Source organism: Riemerella anatipestifer, assembly GCF_009670965.2.
Classification (GTDB): Bacteria; Bacteroidota; Bacteroidia; order Flavobacteriales; family Weeksellaceae; genus Riemerella; species Riemerella anatipestifer_B.
The window spans coordinates 790,632-808,214 of sequence record NZ_CP073239.1 but is presented as its reverse complement, the minus strand read 5'-3'; the positions used below and the strand labels follow the sequence as shown (position 1 = coordinate 808,214).

Below are 17,583 nucleotides of genomic sequence, written 5' to 3'. Positions count from 1 at the left end.
AAAAAGAGGCTTCATTCATGAAGCCTCTTTTTATTTAAGATTAAATATAAAACTTATTTCCCAGTTCTATTTTGAATGTCATTATTAGAATTTTCGTTTTTCTTTACTTTCTTAACCTTTTGGTTTCCGAAATTATAAGTAACCGAAAGAGCATAAGTTTGGTTATATTGTCTTTGGGTAACATCACTGATATATCCATTCTCTTGTTGGTTTTTTATATGAATGTATCCCATTGTATTGAAAACATCATTCACCGTAAAACGAAAAGTCCAGTTTTCCCAATTCTTTTTTATGGAAAGGTCTAGCCTTTGTAGAGCACCGATAGTTCCTATTTCCATTTTTTGTTTAGAAACCCAAAAGTAATCTACATCTAACCAAAGATTTTTGGCTTTGTTAAGAGCAATTTGGTTGTTAGAACTTAATACTAGATATTCGGTAGTTCTATCCACAATATAAGTAGGGAAAACTTCTTGAGTTAAAGGGTCTTTGCTTACACTACCACTAAAACGAGTATAAACTCCAGTAGCGTTAAAACTTCCCATCCATCTACCATTAAAGAAAGCTTTTTGCATACCTATACTTGCAGATAGCTGGTTTTTGTTACCATAGTTAGTTCTTATATATCTCAGCTCCGTAATGTTGCCATTGGTTTTTTGTAAAGGTATTTGGGTGGTTGCATCTTTAGTATAGTTTTGGCTAAGACTTAGGAAATAAGTACTTTTAAACATATACATTAGCTGTTGGTTGTAGCTGGTAGATGCTTTCATAAAGGGGTTGTTTTGCACAAAGTTAGTTTCCGTTGAGTACATTCTTACAGGGTTGAGCTCCCAAAACGAAGGTCTTCGTACTCGGCTAGAAAAAGAGTAGCTGATAGAATGATTGTCATTAGCCTGATAAGCTAAATTAAGGAACGGAAGTAAGTTACTGTAATTATTTTTGAAATGATAATAAGGGTCATTTTTTCCTTCCACATCACCTTTTGTAGCAGTCATTTCGTATCGTAAGCCTACTTTTGTAGAAAGTTTTTCGCCAAAATTTCTCTCGTAATTAGTATAGAAAGCACCTATATTTTCTTGATAAATAAAATGGTTACTCAGTGCATTATTTCTATAAAATACTAAATCCGAAGCGGCAATATCAAAAATAGTATTGTTATCTGTTTTGGTAGTGCTAAAGTTTCCACCTATGGATAGAGTAGAATTATCTTTGAGTTTCCAAATATAATCTAAAAATCCAGAGGTATTATTGATGTTTTGAGGTGCCTCTTGATTCATAGCCGAGTTAAGAGAAACGGCATTATTGTCTACTCCAGAATAAAATAGAAAATTGCTATTGTTTTCTCGGTTAAACTTGAGGTGAGATAGGTTGATTTTTAGAGTGCTCCCATTTTTATCTGTTTTTAAATCATAGTTAAGAGCGGTAGAGAAATTTTGAGTGTTTTCTTTCTCTAGGCCTTCCGATGGGCGTATTTGGAATAAATTTCCATTGATGAAGTCTTGGTTGTTAGAAGTAGTTTTGCCTTCTTTCTGAAAAGAAAGCCCAGAATTAAAACTGAAGTTTAAGTTACTCTTTTCAGTAAGTTCATAATCTGCGGTAATATTGAAATTAGTTCTTTGAGAAGGCATATCAATATCCACAAGGCTAAGAGTTTTGGTTATAGAGGTTCCGTTCTCTATCGTAAACTTTTGTTTATAGTTGTCTTCGCCATACCCTAAGCTTGTGCTTATGCCGAGTTTATTTTTTCTGTAGTTTAAGCTGAGGTTAGACGAAGTATTATTATAAAATGCTTGTTCGTTTTCCATTCTTAGAACTCCATTAAAACCATCGGTATTCTTCTTTTTCATAACGATGTTAATGATGCCTGTGTCTCCTTCCACATTGTACTCGCTACCAGGAAGGCTAATAACTTCTATCTTAGAAATGTTTTCAGAAGGAGTGTTTTTTAGTAGAGCTAGCAAAGCATCAGTATTCATATTTGCTTTTCTTCCGTTGATGAAGATGGTGGTGTTAGACTTTCCTAAAATTTTAAACTCTTTCCCATCTGTAGTAGTAACGGTTGGTGTTTTTTGCAGAAGTTCCAAAACCGTATTCCCTTTAGCTGCAGGAGATGCTGCTACATTGTACACCATTCTATCAGATTTTTGCTGAATAAATTTCTTAGTGAGCGTAACTTCTTCTAGTTTTTTAGTTTTAGTAGAATCGGTTTTCGCAGTAGTTTGTGAAAATACGGTTGTAGAAACCAAAATTCCGAGTAAAAAATAAGTCTTTTTCATAGCTTTTGTTTTTTAAAAAAGAGCCGAGTGGTGGTTATTAGTTTAAATGAATGTAAAACTCGACTCTTTTGTTTAAGATTATTAGTTTTATTTTCTGGTACAAAGATTATAAATAAATTACTATTATGCAATACAAAGTAGTATGTATTTTGCGTAATATATTTTAACTATTTGATTATCTGTGTAAAAAAAATAAATCTGTTTAGACTTTCTATAGAGTAAGACGCAAGAAATTATAAAAGGTTGCCTAGGGAATACTTATTTTTTTTGAAAAAGAGGTCGTTTTTGTTCTGCTAAAATCATAAACTGAACTAGGTCGTTAGGGGTGAATCTCCCATATTTTAAAATATCTTTCGTGTCGAAATCTTTAAGCACAAAATAAATGAAGGCATCTTTTTCGTCATAGTTTATATTGAGTTCCTTAAAGTAGTCTTCTCCCAACTCTTTATCCAGAATTTGAAGCAAATCTAGTAGCGTCCATTTATTATTTACTTTCCCTAAAGAGAATCCTTCTCCTTTGGGTTGGGTAAAAAGCATAGGATTTTCTAGTTTTGATTTTCGGTAATAGCTGTAAGGTGTTTTCTTATAGTCAATAAATAAATCCAACTTTAGTTGCTCCAAATTTTTATTGGGTTTAAATTGTTTTAGGTCTTCTTTTATGTTGCCTGTGGTCTTTATACTTAGCTTCACTTCTTCTATTTCTTTGTAGGAGGGGAGTAGCGTTATGTTTAATTCGTTGTTAAAACTTTTGGGAGATACTTTATAAGCCACCCTTTCATAGCCGTATTTTACAAATCTTAGTTCTTCGTCTTCGGAAGCACGGATATTAAAGGCTCCATTGTTATCCGTAGTGCTTTGCTGATTGGTGGCTATATTGATGACAAGCGTATTGCCTAAAGGAATATGATTTTCATTAACGACTTTCCCAGTGATTATCTTTTGAGAAAACAAAGATTGATTGAGCAATAAAGGAAGGATAACATATAGAGTTTTCATCATCGTTTTAATATAAAGTTATGTAGTTTTCAAATGTAATTCAAAAAGTAATATAGAGTTGTTGGTTTAACAGCAGGTTAATAGACTTTAAGACTATTTAACGGTTATCATATAAACTTAGGTTAAAGATTATTCCTTAAACAGAAAAATTACTATCTTTGCGGACTAAAGTTTACGGGGGCTGACTGGTTTCGACAGCAAGGTCAGTAGGTAAGTAAGCATGCAGAGAACCGTAGCGCGATCTCTTTAATCCCTTGCTACAAAGTTTAACTGGCAACGAAGAGTTTGCTCTTGCTGCTTAATCCGAAGCATTAGTAGGATAAGCCTTTTCCCGAAGTATAGTAAGGAAACAAGATGTCTCACGGAAGCTCTGTTCTGCGGCGTCCGAGTATGAGGCATAGGAAATGCAGAAATAAGCCTTTAGAAGCTTTGGCTAAAGGACGAAAATCTTAAAAGATAAGCATAAAGTTGGCGGTCTGTTGTCTGCTTTATGACGAAAACTAAAAATAGACTAAGCATGTAGAAAGCTTGCGTATTGCTTGTTTGGACGAGGGTTCGAATCCCTCCAGCTCCACTAATTAAACTAAAGGGAACTTTTTAAAGTTCTCTTTTTTTATTTCCTATTTCTAGCAGAAATTTTTAGGGTATTTGGATGCGTAAGTTAATTATTTTACAAGAGGTGTCATGCATTAAATCTTTTCAAGCAGATAAATGAAAGAAGCTCGGTTTAGCCTATTTAAACTATTTGTCATAAATTTGCACCCCTTTTTTTAAAAAAACAATCTATGAAAAAATATGCATTTTCTTTATTCTTAATCTCAATATCTACAGGTGCATTTTCTCAAGTAGGAATTAACACACCTTATCCTAAAGCTACCTTAGATATTGTAACCAAAAATCCTGATGCACCAGATTCTTCCGCTGGTATTCTAGTACCTAGAGTATCCCAAAATCCAACTTCTGGAAATGAGAAAGGGCAACTGATATTTAATACTCAAGAAAACGCATTCTTTTTTTGGAATGGAGCTTCTTGGGTGTCTATCAGTCAGGGAAATCCTGCCGCTCAAAATTATGCCTATTTTAAGGATACTAGGAGTTCAAGCAGTATTTCTGTAACTCAAGGCTCTGTAGAGACTACTATACCTAATACTACCGTGCAATTTACTCTAAATGAAAGTAGGCAAGTACAGTTTAACGGCACTATAAACTTCAAAGGAAGAAGTTCAGCTTTTGCTCCGTTGTTCAAGTTGAAACTTACTAAGATTGCAGATAATACTTCGGAAATTATAGATAAAGCATCTAACACCTTCTTATCTGATGGTATTACAGACTACTATGGCAATATGCAGCTATTAACCATAAAAGAGCTTCCAGCAGGTAGCTACACTGCAGAAATTGTAGCAACTTATAATGACTGTTGCAATTTCAACTTCACTTATGATGTGGGAGGTAATGATACTCCTGTAAGCCTATTAGTTCAATACAAATAAAAGATAAAGAAGCATGTTTAGATATTTATTTTCTATCTTTCTATGTTTGGTAGGAATCTTAAAAGCACAAAATGATGAAATTCCTGCATTTTACAAAGAAATGCAGAAAAGCAAACCTAATGTATTCGTTGTAGATTCCTTATATGATATTTATAGAGCAAATACCTCTTTAGACTTTGATGCTGAGACCTTGGAAGAAATCAAAAAAATGAAAGCTTCCAATCCAAATAAAGTACAAAAATCACCTTGGTTATCTAACGCTAGACAAGAGAGTAGTCCTATCAAAAAAGAATTCCGTAGTGAATATGAAAAAGAATACCTCGAGTGGCGTAGAGAGATACAACCTTACATCAATGAGAAGGGTTATATAGACTATCCTTCCACTCAAGAGCTTAACCAAACTTTTTCACAAAGACCTAAAACACCTTTACTAAGAAGAGTTTTAAGGAGTTTTGGTATAGCAGCTAGTAGTACCTCATCTAATATCTATGACAGTTCTGAAATACCTTATCACGCCACTTTTTCGGGGTGGCACTACTATGGTCCCGTTCAGTTGCTTTCTAATACGGGGCAGAACAATGTGGTCAGCCAAGCCAATGTAAGAGCCTTTGCCCAATCGCCCACCAATCCCAACCATACTGTGTGTGCAGTAGAAAGTGGCACGGTCTATATTTCTCACAACAAGGGCAAAATGTGGCACTTAGCCACTAAAGGCTACGATATTAAGGAAATTAGCGCCCTAAGTTTTTCGGCTTCGGACGAGAAGGTCATTTTTGTAGGAGGGGCTCACGGGCTCTATATCTCACGGGACGGCGGCGTTACTTGGACGATTCTTACCAACTTTAATAATCTAACCCGATATGCAGGCATAGGGAATAATGTGTCTAAAATCATTAGTGTTGCTACCGATGGTAACGCCATAAATGACAATGTCCTAATGGCAACCAACCGAGGGATTGTAAAACTAAAACAAACGGGAAGCGGCTCGTCGGTAAGCTACCAGTACGAAGTAAAACTTCCGCTTTGTGTTACGGATATTGTTAAACGCCCTAACTCCGATAATGAGTTTTATGCAGTAGCCTATGATGCTGCCACCAATTTTATGTATTTCTACAAGTCCACCGACGGCGGCGAAACTTGGGTGAAAAAAGGTACCGAAGGAAAAGGTTGGTACGAACCTGCTACAAAAATGGCTAATGTTTGGGGTGCAAGACTTGCCATAACCCCCGCTGATGACCAAGTGGTGTATGCGTACATTATTGCCAACCAAACCTCAAGAGATAATGGGTATTGGGGCGTGTACCGAAGCAATGATGCAGGGGAAAATTGGACGCTCCCTAACCCTAACGGTCCCGGAGCAGGAACAAGAGGCTACAACAACTCCAACAATATCAACTTAGCCACTTTCCCTTTCCAGCCTACGGGAAGCTACACGCAAGGGTTTTACAACTGTGCCATCATTGCCTCACCAACTAATGCCAATACCATTATCGTGGGAGGGCTTAATGCCTATATTTCGAGAGATGGTGGGCAAACGTTTAAATATTTCGGAGGCTATTGGGGACCTAAGTCGTTGCACCCCGATATGCAGACCTTTTATCAGCAGACCAACGCCGATGGTAGCGTGGATACTTGGCTCACTACCGATGGAGGCATCAACTACTCCAACGATTTCTTTGAAACAATGGACGAAGTCCGAACTTTCGGACTGGGAGGCGACTATTGGGGCTTTGACCTTGGAGAGTATAATACCAATATGGGAGGCGGTATGTACCACAACGGCGACAGCTATCATGTGTCTACCTACGGTAAAGGCGTATTCAAGCACTTAGGCGGTGGCGAAAGTTCTACGGGGTATGTTCTTCCGGGTAATGACGAAAGGCATTTCTTCTTTTCGGATTTCTCGGGCATCATTGCTTCGCCCGAAGTTAATACCTCTTACTCTCCAGCGTATAAGTTAGACCCAATCCCTTCGGAACCCTATGCGGGAAGAGGGCTCCCTTACTATACCCAAAGAGATCACAACGGGAATATGTATTATTTTACGCAGACCAAAGAAGAAAAGGTTTTGGGTAAATTCAACTTACAAGTTTACAATTATAAGGATAATAAAGTGTATCTGTTAAAGGAAATGACTACCTCGAAAGACACTGCCCCACAGCAGTATATGGTGTCTTTCTCTAATCCTTTGTATCAGTATTTAATAGTGAATAACAAGTTGTATGCTTCTACCGACGGAGGAAAAAATTGGGAAGAAAAAACAACGCCTTTTGCCAATAATATGAGTTTGGCGATTGTGGATAACGACCCCAAAACCATTTATGTGTTGAGAACCTACACTACAGGAAACAATGTTTTAAAAGTGAGTAATGATGGCGGAAGCACCTTTCAAAATATTGATAACCCCAATACTAACCGTAATTACAAGCATATCCTAAATGTAAGGGGAACCGATGTGATTTTTCTTTTCGGAAATAACCAGTCCAAAGTGCATTATTATATTGATGGTACTTGGAAAGAATACAGTGAGGATTTGCCTTTTAACCTCAACATCTTGGAACCCAAAATCCAATACCGTACGGGCGAATTTTTTATGGCGACCAGCGGAAGCGGGATTTGGACCAGAAAACTCCCTGATGATGTTTTAGCTAAAATGAACGTGGTTAAAATCAACATCGAATCGCCGAAGAAAACCACCGTGGTTAAAGATTTTGTTTTTGAACCAAATAATATTTCACTGTATTACGGTAAAACGATTGTGAGCCGCCAGTGGGAATTCCCCGGAGCAGCACAAGTAAACAATGCCGAAACCGATAAGCCTTCCGTGGTCTATAATAAATACGGAAAGTTTGGCGTAAAACTAACTTTAACCGATAGCGAAGGGCAAAACTATACCCAGACCTTCCCCGATTTTTTCACGGTGTACCCTTACTGTGCTTGTGATGCTCCAAATGTGATGAAGGAGCTTATTGGCAATATATCCGTATGGGTAGATGCCGATAGAACTAATATGCAAAACCAAACCGTAACCGACCGAGTAACGGGCGAAGTGTATAGCCTCGTTAATACCGCTGGAATGAGTTTGGAAAAAACACCCGACCTCCACAACGGAAAGCCAGTACTAAGTTTTAAAGCCAATAACAGCTATATTGATTTAGGGAAAACCTACGAAGGCAAAACCTTTTTTGTGGTTTCCAAGCTCAACCCGAATGCCAATAATGCTTTCAACTTCCTATTAGGGGATAATGGAAGCGCTGATTTTCATAGCAATGGACGATTGGGCAGCATCTTTAGTTCAGCCTATATGTCCGACAGACAGCGGTTCAATTCTGCTAATAACGGAAGAACCCAAATCAACGGGATTAACCGAAATTTTTTCAACACCAATTTTTATACGGATAAGCTCTCCGTGTACGCTATGCGTGTGGCCGATGGCAAAACCGGAGCAAGGGTAAGATACATTTCCAAAGACCGAGGATTTTCTGATCGTACTTGGAGAGGCGAAGTCGCCGAGGTGATTGTTTTCGATAAATCCCTTACCGATGAGGAAATGGCACAAGTGAACGATTATCTTATGACCAAGTATGCCTTGAATACCGAGGTCCAAGACCTTCCGTCTTCCATACCAGGGCTCATTGCCCGCATAAATGCCGACGGAGCAGACCTTAACAATAAAGTCGTATTGGACTATGCTGCAAAATCGGCTTATGATATCATCAATCCCTCCGCTTTTGAAATCAAAAATTCGGGGAACAATAACCAAAAGATAATCAACATAAAATCGGATTACAGCGATGCGCATATTCAGCTTAACACCACCTATGAAGGCAAAACCTTTTTTGTGGTTTCCAAGCTCCATGCGGATACCAAAAGCAACTTTAGCTTTATTTTGGGAAGCGATGCCACCGATTTTCATAGTGGCGGAAGATTAGGTCCTATATTATCTTCTTCCTTTATGAGAGATAGTGAATTGTTTTTTCCACTTGATGATGGACTTACCATGATTAACAACCAACCGGCCAGCTACTTCTCCACCAATTTCAATACCTCCCAACTCACCCTTTATACCCTTAGGGTGGCGAATGGAAAACCCGCCGCCAAAGTGAGTAAAGTCTCCAAAGACCGCAACGACACCAAGCGGGTTTGGCAAGGTGAAATCGGAGAAGTGCTCATCTACGACCGACAGCTAAGCGATGAGGAAGTCCAGCAAGTCAATACTTACCTTATGCAGAAGTTTGGCTTATAAAGATGTGATATATTACTAAAAATCTCTACTTTTGTGATGATGAAATCAATAATTATCTCATTAGTAGGGATTTTTTCTTTACTACAATGTTTACCCAAAAACTCTAATATGGAAAAGCCACAATCTATAAAGCATAATCCTTACTATTCTCATACAGACTCTACTCCAGTAAAGTTGTCCAATGAAGAATGGCATAAGGTACTTTCGTCAGAGCTTTATTCTATTGCTAGAGAAGCTGCAACAGAAAGACCTTTTACAGGTATATATAACGACTTTGATAAAAAGGGAAACTACTATTGTGCAGCTTGTGGCAACCATTTGTTTAAGTCAGACTATAAGTTTGCCTCCTCCTGCGGCTGGCCAAGTTTCTTTGAAGTGAATAAAGAAGGGGTTATCTACAAAAGAGATTCTTCTCACGGTATGGAGCGTACCGAAGTTTTATGCAAGAGATGTGAAGCTCATTTAGGGCATGTATTTAATGATGGACCTCCGCCCACAGGCATACGCTATTGTATGAATTCTATAAGTTTAGATTTTGTTCCTGAGGGAGAATAACTTATTACCTCTTAGATTTAAAAAACTCTTTTACTAGATTACGGCAATCGTCTTCCATAATACCAATGGTAATTTGGGTTTTAGGATGAAGGTTGATGTTTTGATTTAGAAAACCTCTATGCTCATCTCTAGCACCTATAACCACTCTAGAAATTTGAGACCAAAATAAAGCTCCCGCACACATAGTACAAGGTTCTAGTGTAACATACATAGTACAGTCTTTAAGATATTTACCTCCCAGAGCGTTAGCCGCAGAAGTTATAGACTGCATTTCTGCATGGGCAGTAACATCGTTTAGAGTTTCTGTAAGATTGTAACCTCTAGCAATTACTCTCTCATTGTGTACAATTACACAGCCCACAGGCACTTCGTCTTTTTCAAACGCATTTAGAGCCTCCTGAAAGGCCATTCGCATAAAGTATTCGTCTGTAAACATATCTGTTATAAACAAAAGGCGAAGTAATCCTTTTGTTATCACTTCGCCTAAAAATATTGTATTCTAATTATTCCTTTATCTCTACACAGCCCACTCTTCCACCTGCATTACCTGTGGGTTGAGTACGGTAATCGTCTTCTCCAGCGTGGATGATAATAGATTTATTGTAAAGGTTTTTAGTTTCGTCTTTACAGCCCAAACACCATTTATCTGTGCTAAATGTAAGCGTTGCGTGACCGTTTTTATCGGCATTGAGGTTTCCTATATCTCCCATGTGGAAATGTTCGGTATCCCACTTCCCATGGTGGTGTCCTGTAGGGTTCCAGTGTCCACCAGCAGAAGAACCATCTTTAGCTGAGCAATCTCCAAACTCGTGAATATGAATGGCGTGTTTACCAGGCGTTAGGTTGTGAACATCTATATTCAAAGTAACTGTTTTAGCTTTTTGGGTAAAAGTAGCTGTACCTTTTGTATTGGTATTACTTTTAGATTGTATGGTATAGGTTTTACTTGTAACACAAGAGGTTAGAGCTAAAACACTTCCTAATAACAAACTTAGTTTTTTCATTTGATTAAATTTTTTGATAAAGTTAAAAAAAATATTATAAATATAATATTTACACGGCACTACATTCTTCCTTACCTCAAAAATACCTTACCTTTGCATAAAGTTTTTTAAGTTTTTCTATGAAACAATATACCTCTAAACGCAGTATACAAATTTTAGCACATTTGCTATCTCAATATGGCATTAGTAACATTGTAATTTCTCCTGGTTCTAGAAATGCTCCAATGGCAATACATTTTACGGAGTTTGAAGAATTTAATGCTTATAGCATAGTGGATGAAAGAAGTGCAGGATTTGTAGCATTAGGTATGGCAAAGAGTCAGAAGAAGCCTGTGGCTTTGTCTTGTACTAGTGGTTCTGCGGTGGCTAATTATTACCCTGCGGTGGTAGAAGCTTTCTATCAAAATGTTCCTTTATTATTGCTAACCGCCGATAGACCTTCTGATTATACTGATATTTTTGATGGACAAACCATTAGACAAAATCAGATTTTTCAACAGCATTCTTATGGTGATTTTCAACTTTTGGAGGATAGCCACGAAGAAGCCGATGAACATAATTTTAAAACCATTAAAACGGCCATAGAACTTTGCTTAGAGAAGCAAGGTCCTGTGCATATTAACATTCCTTTAGAGGAACCTTTGTACAATTTGGTATCCGAAATTCCTGTAATGCCTACCGTAGAAAAAGAGAGCAAAAACAATAGTTTTGAGCTAGACAGTACTTTAGTAGCAGAATGGAATACTTCCAAAAAAATAATGATTCTTACGGGGACTTTAGATAAAAATCCAGAGCTAGAAACCTATCTTTCTCAGTTAGTTAAAAATCATACAGCGGTGGTTTTAACGGAGGTTAACTCTAACCTTCACAACGAGAAGTTTTTTGGGCATATAGACCGTTATATTTTCAATTTAGAGGAGAAAGATTTTCCAAACTATGCTCCAGATTTACTTATTACTATTGGGCAAAATGTAGTTTCTAAAAAGATAAAACATTTTCTACGAAAATCTCAAATCAAAAACCATTGGCATATAGATGAACATTGGCATCCAGATACCTACTTTGTGCTTAATAGAAAAATTAAAACCAAAGCAGAAGAGTTCTTTAAAAAACTTATACAAGGTATCAATCTAGAGCCAAGAACCTATTTTAATCTTTGGGAAGGTCTTAAAAACAAATTAGATGCTAAGCATGAAGAATATGTTTCTTTAGCACCGTTTTCCGATTTTAAATGCTTTGAAATTATCGCCCAAAACACACCAAAAGAATACAATATCCACATTTCTAATAGTTCAGCTATAAGGTATGCTCAGTTATTTGATTTTCAGTATCAAAATACAATCTACTGTAACAGAGGAACTAGCGGTATAGATGGTTGTACTTCTACGGCTATGGGTTTTGCTATTGCTAACGAAAAGCCTACGCTTCTCATCACGGGAGATATTAGCTTTTTCTATGACATCAATGGACTTTGGAACCCTTATATTCCGCCTTATACTAGGATTATTATACTCAATAATGGAGAGGGTAATATTTTCCGTATCATACCAGGACCTGATACTACTAATGCAATGGACGAGTTTATCGCTACTAAACACTCTAAGAATGCCGAAACTATTGCCAAACATTTTGGGTTTTCGTATTTCAGAGCGGAAGATTTGGTAACCGTAGAACGAAGTTTACCTCATTTCTTCTCCCCTGATGCTAAGCCTAAAATATTGGAAATTTATACCAAAAATGCTTCTTCGGAAGAGGTGCTTAAAGCATATTTTAAAAGTTTAAAACTAGATTGATGAGTGTATTTCCTCAATTTGTTGTTTTATTTTGAAATGCTTAATTTTAGCCCATCGAACTTTTTAAATATTTAAAATTATAAATCGAACATGAAAAGATTGTTTCTTGGACTCACATTTTTGTTGAGTTTCCTACAAGCGAAAGCAGACGAAGGTATGTGGCTTCTGATGCTAGTTAAAAGATTAAATGGTGTGGATATGCAGAAGCAAGGGCTTCGTTTAACACCTGAAGAAATTTACTCTGTTAATAACTCCAGCCTTAAAGATGCTATTGTAAGTTTTGGAGGTTTTTGTACAGGTGAAATTGTATCTCCAGAAGGTATGATTTTTACCAATCACCACTGTGGATATGGTGCTATAGCAGCACTTTCTACACCTAAAAAAGACCATTTAACTAATGGTTTTTGGGCAATGAAAAAGTCTGAAGAACTTAATGCTAAAGGGCTTTATGTAAGATTTTTGGAAAGAATGGGAGATGCTACAGAGCGTATCAACTCTAAACTTAATAATGATATGACTGCTTCTGAAAGAGAAGCTATTATAAAAGCTGAATATGAGGCTATCAAAAAAGAAAATTCTGAAAATGGTAAATATACTGTTGTTATTAAGGATTTCTTTAATGGTAACGAGTTCTATTACTTCGTGTACAGAGATTATACCGATGTTCGTTTGGTAGGTACACCTCCTGCATCTTTGGGTAAATATGGTGGAGATACAGACAACTGGGAGTGGCCTAGACATACAGCGGATTTTAGTATCTTCCGTGTGTATGCAGACAAAAACGGAAATCCATCTGAATACAACGTGAATAATGTTCCTCTTAAACCAAAACATTTCCTTCCTATCTCTCTAAAAGGAGTGAAGCCAGGGGATTTTGCAATGATAATGGGTTACCCAGGGAGAACTAATAGATATTTAACTTCTTACGGTATCTCTCAACTTGTTAATAAAGATTATCCAGCGTGGGTAGAAGGCTCTAAAGCCGCTATGGACATCATGAAAAAGTATATGGATAAAGATGATGCTACAAGATTAGGCTATGCTTCACAATATGCTTCTGTGGCCAACTATTGGAAAAACAGAGCTGGGACTATAGAAGCTGTTAACAAAAATGGGACTATCGGAGAAAAGCAAAATTTAGAAAACAAATACCTACAATGGGCAGTGCAGCCAGAAAATGATGCTACTTATGGTAATGTACTCAACGAAATAAAGGCTTACTACAACCAAGTATCTGATAGAAATGTAGAGAAAAACTACAATGCCATTCTTCAAAGAAATGCTAAGTATATAGGTGTAGCTTACCGTTTAGGAAGTTTATTTAAAACTTATGCAGACCAAGATAAAGCTGGACAAGACAAAATGAAACCAGAGCTTGAAAAAGCAATAAATAGTTACTACGAGCATTTTAATGTTCAGCTAGAAGGAGAGATGCTTAGTAAGCTCGTAAGCCTATATCAAGTAAGAGTGAAAAAAGAGGCTCAAGCTAAAACTTTAGCTGATGCTAATGCTTCTGAACTTGCTAATCTAGCTTATGCTTCTATATTTGCTAATAAGCAATCTGCCACTCAATTCCTTAACAACCCAGATAGATTTAAAATTGATGGAGATAAACTCTACCAATGGGCTAATGCTTATGTTACAGACCAAAGACTTCAAGCAGAAACTTATGTAAAAGTAGAGGAGGCTTTTGATAAGAATACTAGACTATTCTTAGACGGTCTTAGAAAAGCTCTTCCAGAGAAAAAATATTACCCAGATGCTAACTCTACGATGCGTTTAACTTATGGTAAAGTAGATACACTTCCGTTCCGTTCAGATAGACTTTATCACGGCGTTACTAGTAACTACTACACTAATATGGAAGGTCTTATCGCTAAGTACAAAAAAGGAGACGAGGAGTTTGATTTACCACAAAGAGTATTAAAACTATACAAAAATAAAGACTATGGTATCTATGCAGATAAGGCAGGATATATGCCTGTAAACTTCTTATCTGATAATGATATTACAGGAGGAAATTCAGGTTCTCCAGTGATAGATGCTAATGGACATTTAATAGGTATTGCCTTTGATGGAAATAGCGAAGCTCTAAGTGGAGATATCGTATTTGAGCCTAAATTACAGAAAACTATAAATGTAGATGTAAGATTTGTACTTTGGGTAATAGATAAATACGCAGGTGCTAAAAACCTAATACAAGAAATGAAATTAGTAAAATAAGTTACTTACTAAAGTCGGATTAAATTTAATAAAAGCAGAACAAATTTTCATATTTGTTCTGCTTTTTATATGTGCTAAATATCCCATTGCAAGGCTATTTCTTTAAAGTCTTGTATGGTGTCTTCTATACTTTTGTGGTATTTTCCTCCTGCAGCATTTATGTGTCCACCTCCGTTAAAATATTGTCTAGCAAACTGGTTAACATCAGCAGTATCTTTACTTCTAAATGAAATTTTTATAAAATCCTCATAAAGGTCTTCCATAAAGAAAGCGGAAACTTTTACACCAAGTAAACTAAGTCCATAGTTTACAAAACCTTCGGTATCTCCCTTTTGGAAACCATACATTTGTAATTCAGAGCGTTTGAGCCAAAGAATGGCGATTTCTCCGTTTTTTATCAATTCTATTCTACCTAATATTAAAGATAATAGGTTGAGTCTTGAAATAGTATTGGTATCCCAAGTGTTTGAAGTTATATTAGCAGGATCTGCACCGTGTTCTATCAGTTGAGCGATAATTCTATGAGTGGTAGCACTGGTAGATCTAAACCTAAATCCGCCTGTATCAGTCATAATTCCTGTGTAGAGGCATTCTGCAATGGATTGGTTGAGTTTTTGAGTGCCTTCTAAAGCCTCTATAAAATGAAATACCATTTGAGAAGTTGCGGGGATACTCGTATCAGAGTAGACGAAGTCAAAAGCATCAGGTTGTTGATGGTGGTCTATTAAAATTTTAGTAGCAGGAGATTTGCTTACCCATTCTCCTACAATATCAATACGAGAAAGAGTGTTGAAATCTAGACAAAAAATAACATCAGCATCTCTTATCAGTTCAAAAGCTTTTTTCTTTTTATACTCTGCAATGGTAATTTTTTTAGCTTCGGGCATCCATTTAAGAAATTTTGGAAAGTCATTAGGGACAATAACTTCCGCCTCCACATTTAGAGTTGCTAAAAAATGTTTTAGTCCCAAACTAGAGCCTATGGCATCTCCGTCTGGGTTATAATGAGTGATGATAACAATTTTATTATCAGGCGTTATCAAGTTTTGTATAGCTTTAATTTCTTGTGAATTAAACATTTTTTGTTCTTTTTTGATGAGATTGCAAAGATAGATAAGCCAAATTAAAATGAGATGTAAATACAAGAATAAAAAAATATTTTTGTGTTGAGGTTTGTATATTTTAAAAAAATATTTATCTTTGCAGTCTCAAAAAAGAAAGAATATTACTGACCTATAATAAAGACTGTGATGAAAAGAACATTTCAACCATCAGAAAGAAAAAAGAGAAATAAGCACGGATTCCGTGAGAGAATGTCAACGCCTAATGGTAGACGCGTATTAGCGGCTAGAAGAGCTAAAGGGAGAAAAAGATTAACAGTGAGTGTATCTCGTGCTAAAAGATAGTAGTATGTATGATATCTGTTGATGCAGATGTCTGTGCTATTTTACTTTACTGTATAAAAAGTGCTTGAAAACTTTTTTCAAGCACTTTTTATTGTTAAAATTTCCTAAAATTGGTTTGAACCTCAAAAGTTTTATTTATTTTTGAGATTCAAATTAAAAATATCCAAAATGCCACATAGAAACGAAGAAGGAGGTAGTATCATAAGTCTTAAGAATGCTAAAATAGTCCAAAAAAACTTTACAGTTTTAGACGGTGTTGACCTTGAAATTAAAAAAGGTGGTTTTTGTTATCTTATAGGTAAAACGGGTTCAGGCAAAAGCTCCTTACTTAAGGTTCTTTACGGACATCTTCCTCTAAAAGAAGGTAAGGGGACTGTGGCAGGGTTTGATTTGGCAAGTCTTAAAACATCGGATATTCCTAATCTTAGGAGAAAATTGGGGATTGTATTTCAGGATTTCCAGCTTCTTACGGATAGGAGCGTAGAGAAAAACCTTCGTTTTGTACTTCAAGCAACAGGTTGGAGCGATAAGGCAAAGATGGAGGTGAGAATAGATGAGGTATTGGCGAGTGTGGGTATGAAAACCAAAAAGCATAAAATGCCACACGAATTATCTGGTGGAGAGCAACAGAGGGTAGCGATAGCGAGAGCTTTGCTTAATCATCCGCAGCTTATTTTGGCTGATGAACCTACGGGGAATTTGGATCCAGAAACCTCTAATGATATTATGACTTTACTGAAGCAAGTGGCTCAAGAGAATGGGGCGGCGGTACTTATGGCAACACATGATTATCATATGATACAAAATTTCCCTGGAGAGGCTATTAAATGTAGTGCAGGTAAGGTTTCAGTAATGGCTACAGAGGAGTTGTTTGAGTAATATATATCCTTAAGAATTGAAAATGTGAAAGTCCTTTGTGGCTTCTAAATATTGGTCCGAGTATTGTCTCGGACTTTTTTCTATAATAAAATCCTCATCTTTTATTTCATTTTTAGAAAAAGAAAACTCTAATATAACTCGTTTTTTAGGATTGTGTTCGATTCCTTTTATGTTAACTCTTCTTTGTAGGAAAAGCGAATGTGTTTTACAAGTTTCAATAAAAAGGTTCTCATATTCGCTAGGAATAATGACCGCGAAAAGCCCATCTTTTGACAGAAGTTGAGAGCTTTTTCTAATTAAATCTTCAAAATCTAGAGTGAGCCTTTGCCTCGCTATTTTGTCTTTATCAGAAGTGTTAGTTTCAAAATATGGAGGATTAGAAAAGATAAGCTCAAACTTTTGGTTGGGTTGATATTCCTTAAAATTAATATTGATGGATTTAAGTCGTTCTTGATAGACGGAGTTATCAAAGTTTTCTTGTGCTAGATTAGAGGCGTTTTCGTCAATATCAATGGCGATGATGGAGCAGTTAGGGTTTCGTTGGGCTATCATTAGGCTGATAATACCTGTGCCGCAGCCTACTTCAAGCGCGGTTTTAATATTGTCTACTGTTGCTAATGCTCCCAATAGAACGGCGTCCGTACCAACTCTAAAAACGCTAGTATTTTGTTTTATAGAGAAATTTTTGAAACGAAAAGGTTTTAAATCTTTTGGCATT

General features: G+C 36.5%; 13 protein-coding genes and 1 other RNA gene. 8 read left to right on the top strand and 6 right to left on the bottom strand.

Annotated features, from left to right (window positions below; all coding sequences use genetic code 11):
• Positions 1-53: 53 nt before the first annotated feature.
• Both D1J36_RS03765 and D1J36_RS03760 read right to left on the bottom strand, forming a co-directional pair.
• Positions 54-2,273 (bottom strand): TonB-dependent receptor domain-containing protein, encoded by a 2,220-nt coding sequence (locus tag D1J36_RS03765; protein WP_154137710.1) that lies wholly within the window; start codon positions 2,271-2,273, stop codon positions 54-56.
• Between the two features lie 258 nt (positions 2,274-2,531).
• A complete protein-coding gene (locus D1J36_RS03760; protein WP_185147747.1) occupies positions 2,532-3,272 on the bottom strand; it encodes a carboxypeptidase-like regulatory domain-containing protein in 741 nt (246 codons plus the stop codon).
• A 174-nt stretch (positions 3,273-3,446) separates the two neighbouring features.
• On the opposite strand from D1J36_RS03760, the gene ssrA reads away from it, so the two are divergent.
• The 4 genes from ssrA (at position 3,447) to msrB (ending at position 9,560) form a co-directional block, all read left to right on the top strand.
• Positions 3,447-3,846: a transfer-messenger RNA gene (ssrA, locus tag D1J36_RS03755) on the top strand.
• A 208-nt stretch (positions 3,847-4,054) separates the two neighbouring features.
• The gene (locus D1J36_RS03750) at positions 4,055-4,759 is read left to right on the top strand and encodes a hypothetical protein (RefSeq protein WP_154137711.1); all 705 of its coding nucleotides are present in this window, start codon (positions 4,055-4,057) and stop codon (positions 4,757-4,759) included.
• 13 nt (positions 4,760-4,772) lie between these two features.
• Complete coding sequence (locus D1J36_RS03745; protein ID WP_154137712.1) at positions 4,773-9,005, top strand: WD40/YVTN/BNR-like repeat-containing protein; 4,233 nt, start codon at positions 4,773-4,775, stop codon at positions 9,003-9,005.
• A gap of 39 nt (positions 9,006-9,044) precedes the next feature.
• Complete coding sequence (gene msrB, locus D1J36_RS03740; RefSeq protein ID WP_154137882.1) at positions 9,045-9,560, top strand: peptide-methionine (R)-S-oxide reductase MsrB; 516 nt, start codon at positions 9,045-9,047, stop codon at positions 9,558-9,560.
• Positions 9,561-9,564: 4 nt separating this feature from the next.
• Here the strand turns inward: msrB and D1J36_RS03735 are convergent, their stop codons facing one another.
• Complete coding sequence (locus D1J36_RS03735; protein WP_154137713.1) at positions 9,565-9,996, bottom strand: nucleoside deaminase; 432 nt, start codon at positions 9,994-9,996, stop codon at positions 9,565-9,567.
• A 67-nt stretch (positions 9,997-10,063) separates the two neighbouring features.
• Positions 10,064-10,564, bottom strand: coding sequence for a superoxide dismutase family protein (locus D1J36_RS03730; protein WP_154137714.1), 501 nt, complete (start codon positions 10,562-10,564; stop codon positions 10,064-10,066).
• Between the two features lie 119 nt (positions 10,565-10,683).
• Between D1J36_RS03730 and menD the strand changes: the two genes are divergently transcribed.
• Together menD and D1J36_RS03720 are read left to right on the top strand one after the other, a co-directional pair.
• Positions 10,684-12,357 (top strand): 2-succinyl-5-enolpyruvyl-6-hydroxy-3-cyclohexene-1-carboxylic-acid synthase, encoded by a 1,674-nt coding sequence (menD, locus tag D1J36_RS03725; protein WP_154137715.1) that lies wholly within the window; start codon positions 10,684-10,686, stop codon positions 12,355-12,357.
• 90 nt (positions 12,358-12,447) lie between these two features.
• Positions 12,448-14,580 carry a S46 family peptidase gene (locus tag D1J36_RS03720; RefSeq protein ID WP_154137716.1) on the top strand — a complete coding sequence of 711 codons (2,133 nt, stop codon included), beginning with the start codon at positions 12,448-12,450 and terminating at the stop codon, positions 14,578-14,580.
• A gap of 74 nt (positions 14,581-14,654) precedes the next feature.
• Here the strand turns inward: D1J36_RS03720 and D1J36_RS03715 are convergent, their stop codons facing one another.
• The gene (locus D1J36_RS03715) at positions 14,655-15,659 is read right to left on the bottom strand and encodes a DHH family phosphoesterase (protein WP_154137717.1); all 1,005 of its coding nucleotides are present in this window, start codon (positions 15,657-15,659) and stop codon (positions 14,655-14,657) included.
• 171 nt (positions 15,660-15,830) lie between these two features.
• On the opposite strand from D1J36_RS03715, the gene rpmH reads away from it, so the two are divergent.
• Both rpmH and D1J36_RS03705 read left to right on the top strand, forming a co-directional pair.
• Complete coding sequence (gene rpmH, locus D1J36_RS03710; protein WP_004917131.1) at positions 15,831-15,986, top strand: 50S ribosomal protein L34; 156 nt, start codon at positions 15,831-15,833, stop codon at positions 15,984-15,986.
• Between the two features lie 168 nt (positions 15,987-16,154).
• Positions 16,155-16,865 (top strand): cell division ATP-binding protein FtsE, encoded by a 711-nt coding sequence (locus D1J36_RS03705; RefSeq protein WP_153935618.1) that lies wholly within the window; start codon positions 16,155-16,157, stop codon positions 16,863-16,865.
• 9 nt (positions 16,866-16,874) lie between these two features.
• On the opposite strand, the gene D1J36_RS03700 is transcribed toward D1J36_RS03705, so the two are convergent.
• Entirely contained in the window at positions 16,875-17,582 is a 708-nt protein-coding gene (locus tag D1J36_RS03700; RefSeq protein WP_154137718.1) for a tRNA1(Val) (adenine(37)-N6)-methyltransferase, read from the bottom strand.
• Position 17,583: the final 1 nt, after the last annotated feature.

Excerpts from the sequence above, each read along its gene's own strand:
- D1J36_RS03765 (WP_154137710.1), bottom strand. The coding sequence starts at position 2,273 with ATGAAAAAGACTTATTTTTTACTCGGAATTTTGGTTTCTACAACCGTA.
- D1J36_RS03760 (WP_185147747.1), bottom strand. The coding sequence starts at position 3,272 with ATGATGAAAACTCTATATGTTATCCTTCCTTTATTGCTCAATCAATCT.
- D1J36_RS03750 (WP_154137711.1), top strand. The coding sequence starts at position 4,055 with ATGAAAAAATATGCATTTTCTTTATTCTTAATCTCAATATCTACAGGT.
- D1J36_RS03745 (WP_154137712.1), top strand. The coding sequence starts at position 4,773 with ATGTTTAGATATTTATTTTCTATCTTTCTATGTTTGGTAGGAATCTTA.
- msrB (WP_154137882.1), top strand. The coding sequence starts at position 9,045 with ATGAAATCAATAATTATCTCATTAGTAGGGATTTTTTCTTTACTACAA.
- D1J36_RS03735 (WP_154137713.1), bottom strand. The coding sequence starts at position 9,996 with ATGTTTACAGACGAATACTTTATGCGAATGGCCTTTCAGGAGGCTCTA.
- D1J36_RS03730 (WP_154137714.1), bottom strand. The coding sequence starts at position 10,564 with ATGAAAAAACTAAGTTTGTTATTAGGAAGTGTTTTAGCTCTAACCTCT.
- menD (WP_154137715.1), top strand. The coding sequence starts at position 10,684 with ATGAAACAATATACCTCTAAACGCAGTATACAAATTTTAGCACATTTG.
- D1J36_RS03720 (WP_154137716.1), top strand. The coding sequence starts at position 12,448 with ATGAAAAGATTGTTTCTTGGACTCACATTTTTGTTGAGTTTCCTACAA.
- D1J36_RS03715 (WP_154137717.1), bottom strand. The coding sequence starts at position 15,659 with ATGTTTAATTCACAAGAAATTAAAGCTATACAAAACTTGATAACGCCT.
- rpmH (WP_004917131.1), top strand. The coding sequence starts at position 15,831 with ATGAAAAGAACATTTCAACCATCAGAAAGAAAAAAGAGAAATAAGCAC.
- D1J36_RS03705 (WP_153935618.1), top strand. The coding sequence starts at position 16,155 with ATGCCACATAGAAACGAAGAAGGAGGTAGTATCATAAGTCTTAAGAAT.
- D1J36_RS03700 (WP_154137718.1), bottom strand. The coding sequence starts at position 17,582 with ATGCCAAAAGATTTAAAACCTTTTCGTTTCAAAAATTTCTCTATAAAA.